The organism is Pseudomonas sp. S06B 330, from assembly GCF_002845275.2.
Classification (GTDB): domain Bacteria; phylum Pseudomonadota; class Gammaproteobacteria; order Pseudomonadales; family Pseudomonadaceae; genus Aquipseudomonas.
The window spans coordinates 4504053-4521305 of sequence record NZ_CP088149.1; the positions used below are offsets into that span (position 1 = coordinate 4504053).

Sequence of the window (17253 nt, forward strand, 5' to 3'; positions counted from 1 at the left end):
GCTAGTCGTCCAGCCCTCGGCCGCTCAACAGGCGGCCGATCATCTCCATGGAAAATCCACGGTAGACCAGGAAACGGGTTTGCTGGGCGCGACTGCGCGGATCGGTAGGTAACTGACCGGCAAACTTGCGCTGCCAGACATTCTGCAACTGCCCTGCCCAATCCACCCCGCTTTCGCGCAGCGCCTGATCAATGTCACCGCGTTGCAGGCCACGCTGGCCCAACTCTTCGCGAATACGTGCAGGGCCGTAGCCAGAACGTGAGCGATAGCTGATGAAGCTTTCCAGATAGCGGGCTTCACTGAGCAGGCCCTCTTCCGTTAAACGGTCGAGTTCCTGGTCAATCAATTCGGGGGGAGCGCCACGCTGACGCAATTTGCGCGTCAGCTCGACTCGACCGTGCTCGCGGCGTGCGAGCAGGTCCATGGCTGTCCGCCTTACGGCGACGGGGGTGTCGAGTACGACGGACATGGGGACAATCAGTAGCCGGCTTCGGCGTCAGCCAGATCGTCTTCAGGCTCGGCGGTGACCGCAGCAGCCTTGGCAGCAGCCTCAACAGCACCGGCATTGAGCAGCTTGTCGCGGATCTGCTTCTCGAGGGTAGCGGCGATCTCCGGGTTCTCCTGGAGGAACTTGGCCGAGTTGGCTTTGCCCTGACCGATTTTGCTGCCCTGGTAGCTGTACCAGGCACCGGATTTTTCCAGGAAGCCGTGCAGCACGCCGAGGTCAATGATCTCGCCGTTGCGGTAGATGCCCTTGCCGTAGAGGATCTGGAATTCAGCCTGACGGAACGGCGGTGCCACCTTGTTCTTGACGATCTTGACGCGGGTTTCACTGCCGACCACTTCGTCGCCTTCTTTCACCGCGCCAGTGCGACGGATGTCGAGACGGACCGAAGCATAGAACTTCAGCGCGTTACCACCGGTGGTGGTTTCCGGGCTGCCGAACATCACGCCGATCTTCATACGGATCTGGTTGATGAAGATCACCAGGCAGTTGGCGTTCTTGATGTTACCGGTGATTTTACGCAGCGCCTGAGACATCAGGCGGGCTTGCAGGCCGACGTGCATGTCGCCCATTTCGCCTTCGATCTCGGCCTTGGGTACCAGGGCGGCAACGGAGTCGACGATGATCACGTCTACGGCGTTGGAGCGCACCAGCATGTCGGTGATTTCCAGGGCCTGTTCGCCGGTATCAGGCTGCGAGACCAGCAGGTCGTCGACATTGACGCCCAACTTGCCAGCGTACTCGGGATCCAGCGCGTGTTCGGCGTCGACGAAGGCACAGGTAGCGCCCATTTTCTGAGCCTGGGCGATAACCGACAGGGTCAGCGTGGTTTTACCGGACGACTCAGGGCCGTAGATCTCGACGATACGGCCTTTTGGCAGACCGCCAATGCCCAGGGCAATGTCCAGGCCCAGGGAGCCAGTGGAAATGGCCGGGATCGCCTGACGCTCGTGGTCGCCCATGCGCATGACCGCGCCTTTACCGAATTGACGCTCGATTTGCCCCAGGGCCGCAGCCAAGGCGCGCTTCTTGTTGTCGTCCATTGAAGTCCTCACGTAATCGATAGGGCCTGACGGCCTGAACACCTGTATAAGTAGCCAGTATTATTCCACAGGCTTTTCTTCCCGCCTACCCCCGATGTGCGATTTACTCTGCGCCAAGGTGTAACAAGCCCTCTAGCGCGGCGATTACCGTTTGTCGGCGCACCGCATCACGGTCGCCATCGAAGTGCCGGCGCTCGCTGCTCACATGGCTGCCATCGGCCCAAGCCAGCCACACGGTGCCCACCGGTTTGGCCGCTGATCCACCGTCCGGCCCGGCCACGCCGCTGACCGCCACGGCAAAGCGCGCACCGCTGGCGACCTGGGCGCCACGGACCATGGCCTCGACCACCTCCTGGCTGACCGCTCCGACATGAGCGAACAGGGCCTCGGGCACACCTAACTGGCGGGTTTTCTGCGCATTGGAATAGGTCACATATCCGGCCTCGAACCAGGCCGAGCTCCCCGGAATCCGCGTGATGGCCTCGGCAATGCCGCCACCGGTGCAGGATTCGGCGGTGGTCACCTGGGCATTGAAGCGCCGCAGGTGTTCACCCAGGCGGGCGGAAAGTGCTGTGATGGGGTCCATGGCAAACTCCTTGAAAGTCAGCTGTCTACCCTACACCAGCTACCACCTGGCACACAGCCTCAGGGTTGCAGCGCCCGCACATAGGCCTGACAGGCGCGCAAGGCGATCAATCCCTGGTCGCCGCGGTCGGTGATGGCGATAATTCGTCGAGCATGCGCGGGGTCAAGTCGGGCGCGTACGGGGTCATGATCCAAGCGGCCGGTTGCGGCGGCGGCAGGCAGGCCGGCACAGCCGGCGGCGTCACGTTCGACCAGGACTGACAGGCGCAGATCAGCAGTAGCCAGACGGTCACGCAGGCGAGCCTGATTGTGTTGGGCATCGACAAGCTCCTGATAATGCTGCTGCTCGTTGGCGTGCAACTGTTGAGTCAGTTCCTGGCGCTGCTGACGCTCAGTGTGCAATTGCGTGGCTGCGGACTCAGCTAGAGCCTGACGTTCCCGCGCATACTGCTCGGCTTGCTGCGCCAACTGGCGCCCCATGCGCCAGCCCTGCACGTGCCAGGTCAGCGCACAGGCCAGCAGCATCAGCGCCAGCAAAACGCCGAGCTGCACACGGTTCAACCCAACACCTCGCGGGCCCGCGCCCAGAGCTGCAAACGATCTTCCAGGCCGTTAAGGCCACCATTGATATGCCGGGTGATGCGGTTGAACTCGCCGCGATCAGCCAACTGATTCAGCCCGCGTGAATGCCAGAACCAGGCAGCCGACTCCGATGCCCACTGGGGGTGCTCAAGCAGTTGCGGTTGCGTGAGCAGACGTTCGTCGCCAAACAGCGCCATGCTGCAGGCCTGGTAATTGTTGCGTCCGGTAACCTGAATCAGGCCGCGACCGCAATACAGCTGGCCATCACCATCGGCTTCAGGGGTATTGCCCAAACGCAGGGCCAGGTTGCCGGTGTCGTAACGCGACAGATAACGGTCATTGCCCAGCTCTTTGACATAGCGAAGCTGGCCGGATTCATGGCCGACCTGAGCGAGAAAGGCCGCCATGCGCCGTGGGTTATCGATCTCCCAACGGGCCATGGCAAGGTTCAATGCCGGTAAGAAAACGCCCGCATTCAGGCGGGCGTTGGGAAATATCGCAGCAAGTTGCTCCAGTGTCATGTGGGGTTCTCCTCCTTGACGTTCAAAAGGGTTCGAGCGTGATGGTCCGCAACGCTTGCTGGCGCCTGACGGGCTTGCCTTTGCGCTTGGCCTTGCCTTGCTTGCCGCCATTGCACTCAATAGATGTGGTCCAACCGCTGGCACTGAACTGTTGCTCGACCGACTCGATCAGGTACTCGCCATCCAGGCCTTGCTTGAATCCCTGGGCGATGATCAGCCGTTCGGCGAACAGGTCTGTGCGCCCGGCCATGTCCAGACGCACGTTGGCTGTGCTGCGGTTAAAGGCCGCCAGACGTGCCTTGGCGGCTTGTTCAGCAGCGGCTTTGTTGGGATAGATGTGGCGATCGCTGTGCACCGGTTGCAGCCCCTCGGGCGCCGCGTCGTTCCCCAGCTCGACTACTTTCAGGGCGCCGCTCTTAGGGTCTTGATGGCGCGTTTGTACGGCCTTGTGCGTACCCTTGTCAGCCAGACGAATTTGCCAGCGACTCACGTCGCCACGGCTGATCGTGATCGTTCCCAGTACCTTGCCGCTGGCGCTTTGCGCAGCTTGGCGCGGCAACACCAGCAACGTGCCGTCGCCCACCTTGGCCGTGCAGTCGTACTGCCGCGCCAGGCGGGTGATAAAGTTGAAGTCTGACTCATTGAGCTGGTCGACCCGGGGCACCTGAAGGGTGACCGGGCAGGCCGGTTGCCAGCCATTGCGCGCAGCGATATCAGCCACGATCTGTTGCAATGCGACATTCTCCCAGCTACCACTGCGGGTGCTTTTGCCAGTGCCGCGCATGTCGCTGGCCTTGCCCCGGATGACGATGCTGTCGGGCGGCCCAGACAACTCGACTTCATCCACGGTGTACCGCCCCAGACGGGTCAGCGTCTGACCGGCGTACCCCAGATGGACTTCAACAATGGCACCGCGCGCGGGCAGCGTCACGGCACCGTCACGATCATCGATACGCAACTCAAACTCGTCGGACTCCATACCCGGTTTGTCCGATGTACGCAGCGACAGCAAGCGGTCATTGATCAACGCGGTAATGTCCTTGCCGTCAGCGACAAGGCGAAATACAGGTTGCATGGCTCATGCTCCAGAAAAGGCAGACCCCGCACACGGCGGGGTCTGGTTGATACCGGTGACGGCGGGGGTCAATCCCACAGCTGCACCATGGCCTCAGCCGCCGCTGGCAGATCCGGCAGCACAATCTGTATACCTGCGCGAAACGGCTGCACGTGCTCAGCCAGGCCCTGATTGGCGGCCAGCACCGCCTCGACACAGCCGTTCAGGTGCCCGTAATAGTGCTGACACAAGGTGTCTAGCACGTCACCATCAGCGGTTCTGCAAGTCATCGCCATAGCTGACAAACTCCAGTGAGAAACCTTGTTTACGGGGAATACCACCGGCCAGCAGATTGCTCTGGTCTTCATCAACGCTGGTCAAACACCAGCGTCCCAGCACTTCACCGTAGCCGGTGGTCAGCGTCAGTGGTTGAAGTTGTCGGCCGATGCTGCGCAAGGCCTGCAACTGCCCAAGCCCGCCCTTGAAACTCGGGAAGATCGCGCCCTTGATACTGATCTTCTCATCGCCCAGGCCCACCGCCTGCTGCGCGCTGCTGCGGGTCAGACGCTCCTGCCCCGCCCAGCGAAAACTGGTTTGCCTGCGCAGTTCATCAAAGGCCGCCGTGTCGAGGTTGAAGTAGTACGCTGGCGCCTCAGCCTTGAACGGCTGAAGGATCAGCAGGTGCGGGAAGGGTTTGACCGCTTCGGCCGCCGGCGTTGCTTCGGGGGCGAAGCTGCTGGTCGGCAGAATATTGGCCAGGCTAGGACTGATCTTGCCCGCCACCCGATTGATCGCGGCGCTGACCCTGCCCACCTGGGTTTTCACCGTGGCGACACCATCGCGCACCTGCGCTACCACCGCTACAGCCTGATCGTACTTGGCCAGAACCTTGTCGACGTGGGCCTGCGCCGTGTTGATGGCCCGCAGGCTACGTTGCAATTTCGCGCCGATCGCCGGGCCGACGAAGGGCAAGCCTTCAAGCTCGGCAGCAGCACCGCGAAACTCGCCGATGGCGTCATTGACCGGCGCCAGCATCTCATCGGCACTGCGCCGCCCCGCTTCGCCTGCGGCCACCAGGGCGCCGAGCCCCGATTGCAGTTGATCCATGTAGGTCATGGCACCTCCTTAGACAACATGGGGAGCGTCGTACAGCTGACGGCTGGTAGCCTGACTGACAAGCCCATCGAATTCGCGGCGGACAATCGCGCCCACTTCCTGGGCAAGCTGCATGGGGTCGCTCAGCCCGCCCTGGACGGTAAATGGCATGTTGGGTGCGAACGTGAACTGCTGGTTGATCTGGGGCGCCGGTCCTCGTTCCTGCACTGGCGCACCGGCAAGGCTGGCCATGCTGGACTGCGTTGTAGGTTGGCCAGCCAAAGCGCGCACAACGTCCCCCGGTCCCGATGTCTGCGGCGGCACGTTGTCAGCGGGCTGGGCAGAGGCGTTGCCTGAAGCGTCCGAGCCAAACAGGCGTTTGCCCAGCCATCCGCCCAGGTTTTCGCCCCCCATGCCACCGATCATCGCGCCGATTGCACCGCCAACGGCGGTACCTAACACCGGCACTACCGAGCCCAATGCCGCACCTGCGGCCGCACCGGCCAAGGCACCGCCAAAGCCGCCGGCGGCAGCACCGTAACCTTTGGCCTTTTCATCGACGGTGCGCGCGTTTCGGTAGGTGTCGACAACCCCGAGACCGGCGCCGATCAGATTCCCGCCTGGCACTCGCTTGAGCAGCCCACCGAATTTGCTTGCACCACTGGCCAGACGCGCAACACCTCCGCCAACTCCCGGTGTTGACGCGGGAGCAGGTGTGCTCCGAGCGGATGAAGTGCTGCGTCGTGCATTACGCGAATTGCCCTGACGACGCCGTGAGGTACGTCGCCCTCCGGGGTTACCTGGCCCGGCACCGCCACCGGTAAAGTCACCGGCATTGACCACGAACACCTTCAACGGCTCGGTTCCCATACCCGCACCTTGCGGGCTGTCCTCGCCACCAAAGCCCAGTACCTTGAGACCGATATTCATCAACCTCGACACCCTGCCCGGCTTGGCACCGGGCGGGTCTTTCGCAGTGACCTCCTTGAACAAACCTCGACCGACGTTCAGCACCCCCTTACCCATCTGCACCACACTGGCAACCGCCGTCAGTGCAGAAATAGCCGCACCGACTGCGGCAATGCCGAGCACCAGTGGCTGGGCTTTGTCAGTCAATGCGGTAAAGGCTTGGGCGACGAAGGTGATGACCTTGGCTGTGTTGTCGGTCAGCGGCCGGATAGCGTCCCCCATACTTCGCATCGACTCATCGATCGCCTGGTAGGCCTCGTTCCAGATTTGCACCGACGTTTCTCGACGCGCGCGCAGGTCGCTGTCGAGCCCACCCTTGGCTTGTGGCGCAATGTCCCGATATTGCGTGTACAGCGTTTGGTTCGGGGCAAATCCCATCAAGGCAGCGCTAATCTGCTCTGGCACATCGAGCTGTGCCTGGGCCTTCTGCGGATCAGCTTCCTTACTCATCTGCGCGCTGGCGAGACTCGATAACCAACTGCCCAGATTGCTGGCCGCTTGATCGGAACTGCCTGTGGCGCTGCGTTGCACCTGCAACATCGCCCCCACCTGACTGACGGCACTCAGGCCAGTGGTACCCAGGCCACTCATTTTTTCCAGCAACGGTGCCAACGACGTCGCCAGGTCGGCCGCTTCGAAGCCCCCGGCCTTGGTCTGCGCTGCGATCACCTCCAAAGCGCTTTCCATGACCATAGGATCAGTGATCTTGGCGTTCGCCTGTAACGCGTTGATGATGCCCGCAGTATCAGCGCCACTGACGCCCTGACCGACAGCAAATTTCGCTGCCAGCGGAGCGTAAGCCAGCGCCGTGTCTGCCTTCATGCCACCATCAACCAGGCTTCTGACCATGTTGGCCACGTCGTTACGCGCCATCCCGGTCGATTGCGAGGTGGTGATGAAGGTACGAGCCATCTGCTTTTCCTGTGGCTCGCCAGCCACCCCGGCCTTAATCGCAATATCGCGGACGATGCTTTGAAAGTCCGCACTGATCATTGCCGGTATCGCAATGGCCTTAACACCTGTGACCGCACGGCCAATACCGGCCTTGCCGTCGGCCCACTGTTGCCTGCCTTTGGCTTGCAGTTCGCTGCCTTCGAGCGCACGACCCAGCGCCTGGTATTGCTCTCGCAATTTGCTGACATCGACGCCTTGACTACGCAGGCTATTACGCGCTTTGTCGAGTCTGCTTTGCATGGCTGAAGCAGCACTTGAACCACTTCTCTGCGCGGCCCTGACGGCCTCGTCCAGGCGCATCACATCACCGATGGCGTTCCTCAGCACCCGAGGTTGATTTCCCTCCTGTTGCACTTGTTTGATTCGGTCTTCGACCGTGTTGAAAACGGCACCTACCGTCGGTTTGACGGCGGCACCGATCACCAGCTCAACAGCCAGTTTGCTCGCCATCTGATCTCCCCTTTGCATGGGCTCTCGGCTCAGTCCGTGAGCCACCAGACCATGTCGCTGTACGACATGGTCATGATCTCGGTAGCGGCAAAATTCAGCTCTTTGGCGAGCCGTTTTGCCGCCGCCTTCTGCAGCCGAGGATCAAAGCTCGTCGTCTTGCACCAGACGAAAATAGCCCGCCTGCAAGCGGCCATAGTCCTTCAGCGACAGGCCTTCCAAGTCCTTGACTCCGACTTCGGCCAGGGAAGCGAAGAGGTTGAGCTCACGCTGTTCGTCATCACCACTGGCCGCCGACTGCGCGGTGCGAATGTCGCGCACAGTGGGTGCGCGCATCGACAGATTGTCGACCTGCAGGCCGTTGGCCTCGCTGGGCTTGCTCAGATGGACGACCACGCGCTCGGCGCTGACAGTCAACCAGCTCGGCGTTTTCGCAGTTTGTGTCATGACTGCTCCTTACAGGCCCAGGGCCGAACGTTGGGCGGCGAGCTGGTCGACACCGTTGATGACACGCTTCATACCCAGCGGATCGATTTCGTAGACCACGCGGCCGTCGACTTCGAGCTTGTAGTAAGTCACTGCAACGTTGTGCTTGATCTCGGCTTTGTCGCCGGGTTTCCAGTCGCCCATGTCGACTTCCTTCAGGGCGCCACGCAGCGTAACGATGACTGGGGTGATTTGGCCCTTGAGGCCTTTGAAGGCGCCGCGGAAGGTGCCGTTGAAAGCTGAACCGTCGGCCAGGCCGAAGAACTTCAGCGACTCGCGGCGCACGCCGGTGGTCACGAAGCCGGCTTCCTGCTTCTCCATGCCCTGATCGATCTCGATCGGCATGTCCATGCCGCCGGCACGGTGCTCCTCCATCTTCAGGGTGAGTTTCGGTAGGGTCAGGCTGGGGACGTCACCTTGAAAGCTGACGCCATCGACGAACAGGTTCAGGTTGGCCAGGGTTTCGGGAATCATTGCCATGGTTATTGCTCCTTAAGCGGCTTGGTCGAGGACTTCGGTCAACCACTGGTTGGTGACCTCGACACGGAAGTTCGGGTTCTCGGCGGGCGGCACGTCGGTGAAACGGATGTTCCAGTAGACCTTGCCCTGCTCCAGCTGGCTGGCGGTGTTCAACTCGGGATCGGCGAACACCTCGAAATTGATGATTGCGCCCTGGGCCTTGAGATCACGCATGAACGCCTGCAGGCCTTCGGTGACATCACTGACGTAGGTGGCGGTGATCGAACGGTCGACCGCCCACTTGTGGCCGTAGAGGATCGCGTCCATGACGATATCCATGGTCCGCACGCGGGTGACGAAGGCCCATTTCGGATCGCTGCTCAGGGTGCGGTTGCCCCACAGGCGGTAGCCGTCGTCGCGAATGATCGTGGTGATATTGGCGTTGTTGAGCAGGTTGGCCCGGCAGGTTTCGTCGCCGTCCAGGTACTCGATGGCACGGCCGGTACCGGTGATGCCGACAAACTCCTTGTTCGACGGCGAAGCCCAGAAGCCGTACTCGCTGTCGGTGTAGGCAAACAGCCCGGCGACCCAGGCCGATGCCGGTGCGTCGACCGTGGCACTGGCATCGGTGTCCCAATACTTGACTCCCGGATCGACCAGAAACGCGCGCTTGGCACCAAAGTTCTCGGCGTAGGCGATAGCGGCTTCGTCGGTGCTATTGGGGCCGTCGATGATGGCCAGGCCGCGTAGCTTATCGGCCAGCGCTACCAGGGCGGTGCCGACGGCCTGGGTGGCACTGTGCTTGGGTGTCACCAGCAGCCGTGGCTGGGCGTTGAAACGACTTTTACCGTCGAGCAGCGCCTGCAGGCCGGTACGAGTGCCGTCGGCCAAAACGCCGCCGATGATGGCCGATGTTTGCTCGGCAGCGTCTTCAAGCTTGGCCACGCCGCAGGCGACAATCACCGCCTTGGCGCGGGTGTAGATAGCCTGACAGGCCTTGGTGATCGCCGAGCCAGCACCGAAGGCCGCCACCGCTTCGCGCTCGCTGGTGATCAACACCAGGTCATTGGCCTTGGCGCTGGCGCCTGGGCCGGGGGTGAAGGTGTCGACCAGACCGATGATCGAGGACGACGGCAGTGCGATGGTGCGTGCGCCGGTGTCGACGTTGGTGACGGTAACGCCGTGGAAGAATCCACTCATAGATAAATCTCCAGAAATACGAAGGCCCCGCGGTGCGGGGCCTTTGATGGGTTTTTTACAGGTAAGAAAAAGCCCCGGCGGTGCGGGGCTTTATTGGACTTGCTCGGCGATCCAGGGTGGCGCCACCGGACGCTGCTCGGTGTCGGGGAACAGACCGGACTGGGGCCAATCGCGCAACGCCTGGCGGTAGGTCAGCAGTTCAGTAAATTGCTCAGCGGTCAGCGTGGTGGCCAACTGCATGTCCTGTTCGTCGCGGTAACGCGTTATCAGCCATTCAGTAGCGCTCACTTGAGCATCACGCCAAGCGCGTTCACGGGCAGCGAGATACTCCGGCGACAGATCTACAGCTTCAAGATCGATCAGAATCGGCAGCCCCTCAGCATCATGGCCTCGGACTTTTCCCCGCTCGGGGTTGGCAATCACCGCCTGATAACGGTCATCGTCGATCTCTTTGGCGTCCGCCGGGATCTCGTTATGGATATCCGACAAGTAACAACAGCCGGTACTTGCGCTATAAAGCCGCATAATTCTCTCCAGTCATTTACCAATGGCGAACCAGTACAGAGTCCCCGCCACAACGTTGATCGATGGATCCCGACCCGCGATGGTCACGCCGACATTGTTACGGTTGAACCCGTTCAAGTCGGAGGTAGTCGTACCCGCGTCAGAAATACACTGCACGTTGTAGCAGGCCTCGGGAAACGCAATGTTGAAGGGGACACTAACAGCCAAGTAGTTAACCGCCTCACCATGGTTATGGCCGCCCCACTGGATGATCAGCCCGCCCAGCCAGGACGGGAAAATAATGTAGCCATTAGGTGCCAGGCCCGCAGCGAAGCCGAAGCGAAGCTTCCTGGGCGTTACGAAAGAAGCATCGTCGGTTCCGGCGTTCACCTGGGCTTGGCTCGCCAGCTTGGCGCCGCCAACGGCCGATTCAGTGGCCGGGTAACCATCATTGAGTACCTTGCGCCAACTGATTTCGGTCATACCGGTACCGTAATGGCCCTCAAAGTCATGCCCGGTTGTTAACTCGTACACCCGATACATGGTGGTGTCTGCCCTGACCCGTTCGGCAGCGATAGCCAAGAGCGAGTTCCGCGCCGGATCGGTGAACATTTCTGGGATGCCCAACGTTTTCAGCGGGTTGCCCCAGCCATAGCCACGGTAAACACCCGTAGTCATATGCTTCAAACAGGTATCAAGGTGAGGCGCTTCCTCAGTGAAAAACCCGATACCTGCCATCGCCACCCTAAACTTCTTCGGGGTGACTATCGTGGCGTCATCCGTACCCGTACTGACCTGCGCCTGGGTGGCCACCTTGGCCCAACCAAAGGCACTTTCAGTCGCCTGTTTCACCACCTTGGCGATGGCCTGGGACACCCGCAGCGGTGTCATCACCTTGGTGTTGTCGGTGCCACCCTCAGCTTCGGCCTGAGTGGCCTGAGCCGCTCGTAGCTTCTTAGGCGTAACAATCGTGGCGTCATCCGTTCCGGCTGTTACCTGCGCCTGGCTCGCCAGCTTGGCGCCGCCAACGGCCGATTCAGTGGCCGAGTAACCATCACTGAGCACCTTGCGCCAGTTGATTTCGGTCATGCCGGTACCGTAATAGCCCTCAAACTCATGCCCGGTTGTGAACTCGTACACCCGATACATGGTGGCGTCTGCCCTGACCCGTTCGGCCGCGATAGCCAACAGCGAGTTCCGCGCCGGATCGGTAAACATTTCTGGGATGCCCAGCGTTTTCAGCGGGTTGCCCCAGCCATAGCCTCGGTAAGTGGCCGTAGTCACATGCTTCAAACAGGTATCAAGGTGAGGGGCTTCATCTGTAAGCAATCCGATATCTGCCATCGCCACCCTGAACTTTTTCGGGGTGACCATCGTGGCGTCATCCGTACCCGTACTGACCTGCGCCTGGGTGGCCACCTTGGCCCAGCCAAATGCGGTTTCGGTCGCTTGCCTCACTACTTTGGCAATCGCCTGAAATACCCGCAGCGGAGTCATGATTTTGCTGTTTTCGGCACCGGCCTCAGCCTCGGGCTGACTCGCTCTCACTGTCCGCCCGTCAACGTACTCCCGTGTTGCCAACACGACGCTGGGGTCAATCTTGAGCTGTACATTGCTGGAACTGCTCACCACCAAGTTCATGCGCACCACCTGGGTACGACCTGAGCCCTGATTGAGCAACGGCTTGTAAGTCGGCGCACAGTTGGCCACCGCCACCAAATCGCCGTCGGCATCGTATAGGCCTACCTCACGAATCCAGCGCCCGCCAACCTCGGCCGGAATCACCTGCTCGGCGACGATGACTGAATTGTCCTTATCGTCGACCTTCAATTGATTCAACGGTGCGCGGCGCCACTCATTGAGCAAGCTGGTCCAACTCGCATCAGGTTGAGGCAGCGCTGGATTCTCCACGCCGCTCGGGTTGCCATCACCGACGGCCATTTGCGTAATTTTCCAAGGGATACCCAACGCATCGGCGTTGGCCTGTTTCGCGGCGCCCACATTGGTGAGGATCGCGTAGAACTGAGATGTCTGGTCGACCATTAGTAGATGTCCATATAGTCAATGCTGTGCTCTCGTCCACCACGCCCAATGCGTCCGGTCGCCACGATGTCCATGGCGGCTGGCGGGTAGATGTCGAGGGTGTCGCCGTCTTGGATCGAGCTGGCCATGTAAATGGCACCGGCGGTTTCCAGGCTGATGGTCAGCCCGGTCATGTGGCGGCTGACGGGCCTGGCGTCGTCGATCAGCCACGTCAGCTCTTGGTAGGTTTCTTCACTGATCCCTGCGTCGGATACCCCGACCTTGAGGGCGAAGGTGCCCGGCACGCCTTGGGGCACGCTGTCGAACCATTCGATGACCTCAATGAGATAGCCGAACGGTTCCACCACCCGCCGCAATGCACCGATGGTGCCCTTGTGCGCATGCACATAGAACGCCGAGCGGATCATCGAGCGTTTGATAGTGTCGGGCCAGGTTTCGTCCCAGCGGTCCACCGACCAGGCCCAGGCCAGTTGATGCAGCAAATGGGGCGGGCAGGTGTCAGGGTTGTACAGCGCCCGCAGGGGAATGTCGGTAGTTTCAACACCGGCGGCCTCGACGGCCTGTTCCAGGACGGTGCTGTTGAGCGGGAGCAGGCTGTTCATGTCAGCCACCCCGCGTCACGCTGATGCCTTCGCACCAGGCTGCTTGCGCCATGCTCGGGCGGATATCAGTCCAGTTGTTCAAATCAACCCGGCTGACACCATTGATATGCAATTGAGCGTCCACCCCTGAGCGCGCCACTTCAACGCCCAGGCGCCGTCGAGGATTGACCCAGGCCTGCAAGCGACGCTTGCACTCGACCAGAGTCGCCTCGATTTCCGGGCCACTGCCGCTCATGTGCACCACGGCATCGATGCGGTAGCGCAGGATCTCGGCGCTTTGCACCGTGAGTCGATCGCCGACTGGGCGCACATCGTCGTCGTTAAGTTTGAGACGTACCGTCTCCAATAGCGCTGCCCCGGCGCTGCCGTTGCCTTCCAGCGCCAGTACAGTAACCACCACCTGCGCAGGCGCAGGACTTTGCGCGGTGGCGTCAGCCACCTGTCCGGAAGCATTGCGCGCATGCAGGATGTAACTATTGCGTGGCCCTGCGGTGGTCAGGCCTTCGTAGACCAGTTGAATCCGCTCACGCAGGGCATCGTCTGCTTCGAGCACCTTGGACGTTGGCGGCACATTGCTCAGGTTTTCAGCCTGCACCACCAGTCGCTCAAGGCGGACATTAGCGGCAAGTTGATCGAGGTCTGTGCCTTGGGCATAGGCCAGCAGCAGCGCCTTGGCGGCGTCATTGACCCGCGCTCGATTGAGCAGCTTGCGATAGGCGCCGACCTCCAGCAGTTTGCTAACCGGATCGCTCTCCAGCGCTGCATCCCAGTTGTCGCCCATGTACGACCGGAAGGTCGCCAGGTCAGCCTCGAAGAGTGTCTCGAAGTCGAGGTCTTCCAACACCTGCGGCGCGGGCAGCGCCGAAAGATCCACACTACTCATGCCGTCACCTCCAGGATCTGGCTGTTGCCCAGGTACTGTCCGCTCAACTGCAAGGTAATTTGCCCCGCCATGACCGACACCACCCGTACCCGCTCCAACTTCAGACGCGGTTCCCAGCGTCCCAGGGAACGTGCCACCTCAGCCTGCACCGCGCTTTTCCAACCTTCGTTGACCGGCAGGTCGACAAAGCGGCGCAGCTTGCTGCCGTAGTCCGGGCGCATACGCCGGCTGCCAAGCGGGGTGGTGAGGATGTCTTCAATGGACTGGCGCACATGGGCGAGGCCAGATAGCGGCTGGCCGCTCCGGCGATCCATTCCGATCATCGCGCTACTCCTGCGGTTTGAGCTGCGGATGCTCCTGCAGGTAAGCCAGGGCGATGGCATCGTCGGCCTGGGCAGTGACCTGCCCGCGGCTGACGAGCAACGAGCGGGCATCCGGCAGGATCAAGACGCGTGAGGTATAGAGGGTGTCGCGAAACACCACGGCAGTGGATGCTTGGGTGTTGCTCTTTTTAGCAGTAGCCATGTTTGCTCCAGGCGAAAAAAAGCCCGCGGCGCGGGCTGGTTTCAATGTTTGTGGTTGGCGGTGTTGCCACCGGTATCGATGATCTTGCCGCCACCGAGAATGTCGCCACTGACCTGCAACGGGCCGTTGATCTGTACCGCACCAGTCAAGGTTATGGTGGCGGCCTTGAGGTCGATAGCCTGATCACTGACCACCAGCGAACTGCCACCGACCTTTACGGTAACGGTGCCAGTGGGCAATTCGATGCTGTAGCTGCGAGCCTGCCAGTCATAGGTCAGTGAGCCACCGTCGTCGAAGCGCCAGACCTCGACATGCTCGCGGTTGTCTGGCGGTGCGCCGGCATTGCCATACAGGCCCGGTACAAAGGTACCTTGCGCAGGCTCGCCGCTCGGGCTGATCAGCACCCCCTGCTCGTCAAGACTGGGTACACGCCAGTGTCGGGCCTTGCCTGCGGCCTGGCTGTGCCAGCGCAGCCAGGCGCTGGTCCAGCCGGCACCGTCGGAAACCCGCACGCGGGCGGCGGCAAGATCAACGGCGACTACTCGGCAAGGAATGACCAGGCCGGCGAGCATGCGGTCGTGCATGGCACTGGCGTAACTCATGGAAGTTCCTCCGGCGTCTGATAGCCGCCTTCATGACCAGGACCGGTGTCGGGGCTGAAGGCAAAGGCAATCGGACCGGGCTCATCCGGCCATGGCCATTGTGGGTCGCCCAAGTGCAGGGTTTGCTCCCATTGCACTACCCAGCTAACGGGGTGGAGGGCACCAGGCGCGGCTTGAACCGGTAGCCCCTGAACATTTTTGGCCTCTTCGACGAAGTCCAGATCCCAGAACTGTTTGCGCAGCAGCACCGTCAACTGAGTCGCCAATGTCGCTGCCTGCAACGATGCCTGGGCAAGGCTGGCATCGACCAGGATGCGCGCGTCGATGATTGCCACAATGCACGAGCGACCATCACCTGGGTCAACTCCAGGCTTAAGACCGGCAATGGAATGGAACAGCGCAGGCAATGCCGTATCCTGAGCCGCCATTGCATAGGCATCCACGATTTGCAATTGAGGCATGGCGGATTTGATCGTCGCGGTGATGGCCTCGTGCAAGGTCTGCAATTCGTTCACGTTCACTCCTCCCGATTACCCACATGCGCATCAACGGCCTTCCCCGCCTGCGGTTGCTCCAGCCCCAATCGTTTCGCCGCCCAGCGCTCATAAAGGCCGATGGCAACATCCGCGCCAGCCATCGCGGTAAGGCAGCCGAAAGCGCTGGCGGTCCAGATTGACAAGCCGCTGGCATACAGCAGCATCACGGTCGAGACACCACATACCATGCAAGCGCCCGAGCGCAGTACCAGCCGTCGAACCAGCGCCCACCCGTAAGTGCCTGCCTTGTCCGCCCGCCACATCTCGCCAGACACACCGCCTAGCAATGCCAGGACGATCACCAACCAGATCGGTATTTCCAGCAACGTCTGTTGTTCATGTGTCACTGTCCTGTCTCCTTGTTTGTTAGCTCCTTAGCCTTAAGGCCACGGAGCGTTGTTCTACTGTTCAAGCGCCGATTACTCGGCATTCCAAAAAGCCCGGCCTCCCCAGGCTTTTCAGTAATGCGTTGTCGAACCGCCCGCCACGACTGGTGCGCTGGGCGACTCCGCTTCTAATTGTTCCTCCGGCCGCGGCCACCTGCCCGCCGGATAACTGCTTGTGGTGCTTTACGCTGCACACCCGGGCCAGTTGCCAACCCTCTGAACAGTTCAGGCCTGTTCATCGCTGCCTTTGTTGCTGCCGGTGTCGACCGGCTTGAGACAGAGATTATGCATTGATGCATATGCAGTCAATGCATTTATGGAAATATTTATGCATAAGAATTTGCACCTATGCATGTAGGCCTTGTCTGGTATGGGCTTGGGAGGTTTTCCATAGACGAAAAAAAACCCGCCGAAGCGGGTTTTGGGGAGAGCAGGTGAATCAGCGTGCGTACATGCCCCACCAGAATACATGGCCAAGGATGCTGATCTGCTCTTCCTGCATCTGCTGGAAGCTGTAGTCTTCATCCGGGTGTTCGTCACGGTTGAAGCTGCGCAGGCGAATGCCGGTAGGCAAGCGATAGAGTTGCTTCACCCGCAGTTGGCCATTGTGGTTGATCGCGTAGAGGTCGCCATCAACGATGTCGCCAATACCACTCTTACCGGCATTGACCCCCACCGTGGCGCCATCACGCAGCACCGGCAACATACTGTTGCCGCGCACCGTGACGCACTTGGCCTGGTCGAACTGCACGCCGTTGTGGCGCAGGCTGCGCTTGCCGAAACGCAGGCTGGCCTTCTCGCTTTCCTCGATGACAAATCGTCCTGATCCTGCAGCCAACTCGACCTCGCGAAGAAACGGAATGGACACCTCGTCGTCCTCGACCGGTGTGTCATCATCCCACAGGCTGATATCACGCAACTCGGCATGACTGCGGGCGGGCGTGGCCTCACGGCTTTCGCCAAGTTCAACGCGACCACGCAGTTGATCGGTGCTCACGCCGAAATACTCGGCGATCTTCGACACATGCTTATCGGAAGGATCGACGATCTTCTCGCTGAGAATGCGCGACAGGGTTGATTGCGGCACGCCGGTACGCCGGTGCAGCTCCGTGGGGGAGATACCGTGACGGTCGAGCAATGCTCTTAAGACGGATGCTACGTTGCGTTTTTGCATAACGTGCATAATGCAACCGGTTTAGCTCAATTGCAATTGCCGATATGCACGAAAATGCATGGAAAAATGGTCGCAGCGCCGCGCTTGGCCTCGGCATC

General features: G+C 60.9%; 22 protein-coding genes. All 22 read right to left on the reverse strand.

Annotated features, from left to right (window positions below; translation table 11 throughout):
• Window position 1: 1 nt before the first annotated feature.
• Window positions 2–469, reverse strand: a complete 468-nt coding sequence (gene recX, locus CX511_RS20180; protein WP_045187784.1) for a recombination regulator RecX — start codon at window positions 467–469, stop codon at window positions 2–4.
• Between the two features lie 8 nt (window positions 470–477).
• A complete protein-coding gene (gene recA / locus CX511_RS20185) occupies window positions 478–1548 on the reverse strand; it encodes a recombinase RecA (RefSeq protein WP_045187786.1) in 1071 nt (356 codons plus the stop codon).
• A 103-nt stretch (window positions 1549–1651) separates the two neighbouring features.
• On the reverse strand, window positions 1652–2134 hold the full coding sequence (locus tag CX511_RS20190; protein ID WP_045187788.1) for a CinA family protein: 483 nt from the start codon (window positions 2132–2134) through the stop codon (window positions 1652–1654).
• 59 nt (window positions 2135–2193) lie between these two features.
• Window positions 2194–2694, reverse strand: a complete 501-nt coding sequence (locus tag CX511_RS20195; protein WP_231353329.1) for a lysis system spanin subunit — start codon at window positions 2692–2694, stop codon at window positions 2194–2196.
• Window positions 2691–3236 carry a glycoside hydrolase family 19 protein gene (locus CX511_RS20200; RefSeq protein ID WP_045187790.1) on the reverse strand — a complete coding sequence of 182 codons (546 nt, stop codon included), beginning with the start codon at window positions 3234–3236 and terminating at the stop codon, window positions 2691–2693. The genes CX511_RS20195 and CX511_RS20200 overlap by 4 nt, the downstream gene beginning before the upstream one ends.
• Before the next feature lie 22 nt (window positions 3237–3258).
• On the reverse strand, window positions 3259–4311 hold the full coding sequence (locus CX511_RS20205) for a phage late control D family protein (RefSeq protein WP_101292190.1): 1053 nt from the start codon (window positions 4309–4311) through the stop codon (window positions 3259–3261).
• Window positions 4312–4379: 68 nt separating this feature from the next.
• Window positions 4380–4586 carry a tail protein X gene (locus CX511_RS20210; RefSeq protein ID WP_045187793.1) on the reverse strand — a complete coding sequence of 69 codons (207 nt, stop codon included), beginning with the start codon at window positions 4584–4586 and terminating at the stop codon, window positions 4380–4382.
• Window positions 4561–5406 carry a phage tail protein gene (locus CX511_RS20215; protein ID WP_101292189.1) on the reverse strand — a complete coding sequence of 282 codons (846 nt, stop codon included), beginning with the start codon at window positions 5404–5406 and terminating at the stop codon, window positions 4561–4563. Before CX511_RS20215 ends, CX511_RS20210 begins: the two co-directional genes overlap by 26 nt.
• Before the next feature lie 9 nt (window positions 5407–5415).
• On the reverse strand, window positions 5416–7758 hold the full coding sequence (locus CX511_RS20220) for a phage tail tape measure protein (RefSeq protein ID WP_101292188.1): 2343 nt from the start codon (window positions 7756–7758) through the stop codon (window positions 5416–5418).
• A 141-nt stretch (window positions 7759–7899) separates the two neighbouring features.
• A complete protein-coding gene (locus CX511_RS20225) occupies window positions 7900–8202 on the reverse strand; it encodes a phage tail assembly protein (protein ID WP_045187798.1) in 303 nt (100 codons plus the stop codon).
• A gap of 9 nt (window positions 8203–8211) precedes the next feature.
• A complete protein-coding gene (locus CX511_RS20230; protein ID WP_045187800.1) occupies window positions 8212–8721 on the reverse strand; it encodes a phage major tail tube protein in 510 nt (169 codons plus the stop codon).
• Between the two features lie 12 nt (window positions 8722–8733).
• Window positions 8734–9900 (reverse strand): phage tail sheath subtilisin-like domain-containing protein, encoded by a 1167-nt coding sequence (locus CX511_RS20235; RefSeq protein ID WP_045187802.1) that lies wholly within the window; start codon window positions 9898–9900, stop codon window positions 8734–8736.
• 90 nt (window positions 9901–9990) lie between these two features.
• Window positions 9991–10425: a phage tail assembly chaperone gene (locus tag CX511_RS20240; protein WP_101292187.1), complete on the reverse strand. Its 435-nt coding sequence runs from the start codon at window positions 10423–10425 to the stop codon at window positions 9991–9993.
• 12 nt (window positions 10426–10437) lie between these two features.
• A complete protein-coding gene (locus tag CX511_RS20245) occupies window positions 10438–12447 on the reverse strand; it encodes a phage tail protein (protein ID WP_231353331.1) in 2010 nt (669 codons plus the stop codon).
• On the reverse strand, window positions 12447–13049 hold the full coding sequence (locus CX511_RS20250) for a phage tail protein I (protein ID WP_045187807.1): 603 nt from the start codon (window positions 13047–13049) through the stop codon (window positions 12447–12449). The genes CX511_RS20245 and CX511_RS20250 overlap by 1 nt, the downstream gene beginning before the upstream one ends.
• Before the next feature lies 1 nt (window position 13050).
• Window positions 13051–13932: a baseplate assembly protein gene (locus CX511_RS20255; RefSeq protein WP_045187809.1), complete on the reverse strand. Its 882-nt coding sequence runs from the start codon at window positions 13930–13932 to the stop codon at window positions 13051–13053.
• On the reverse strand, window positions 13929–14255 hold the full coding sequence (locus tag CX511_RS20260; RefSeq protein WP_101292186.1) for a GPW/gp25 family protein: 327 nt from the start codon (window positions 14253–14255) through the stop codon (window positions 13929–13931). Before CX511_RS20260 ends, CX511_RS20255 begins: the two co-directional genes overlap by 4 nt.
• A gap of 4 nt (window positions 14256–14259) precedes the next feature.
• Complete coding sequence (locus CX511_RS20265; protein WP_101292185.1) at window positions 14260–14457, reverse strand: hypothetical protein; 198 nt, start codon at window positions 14455–14457, stop codon at window positions 14260–14262.
• Between the two features lie 41 nt (window positions 14458–14498).
• Entirely contained in the window at window positions 14499–15059 is a 561-nt protein-coding gene (locus CX511_RS20270) for a phage baseplate assembly protein V (RefSeq protein WP_045187814.1), read from the reverse strand.
• Complete coding sequence (locus CX511_RS20275; RefSeq protein WP_045187816.1) at window positions 15056–15574, reverse strand: hypothetical protein; 519 nt, start codon at window positions 15572–15574, stop codon at window positions 15056–15058. The genes CX511_RS20270 and CX511_RS20275 overlap by 4 nt, the downstream gene beginning before the upstream one ends.
• Before the next feature lie 2 nt (window positions 15575–15576).
• Window positions 15577–15942 (reverse strand): phage holin family protein, encoded by a 366-nt coding sequence (locus tag CX511_RS20280; protein WP_045187818.1) that lies wholly within the window; start codon window positions 15940–15942, stop codon window positions 15577–15579.
• A 478-nt stretch (window positions 15943–16420) separates the two neighbouring features.
• Window positions 16421–17164: a LexA family transcriptional regulator gene (locus CX511_RS20285; protein ID WP_045187820.1), complete on the reverse strand. Its 744-nt coding sequence runs from the start codon at window positions 17162–17164 to the stop codon at window positions 16421–16423.
• Window positions 17165–17253: the final 89 nt, after the last annotated feature.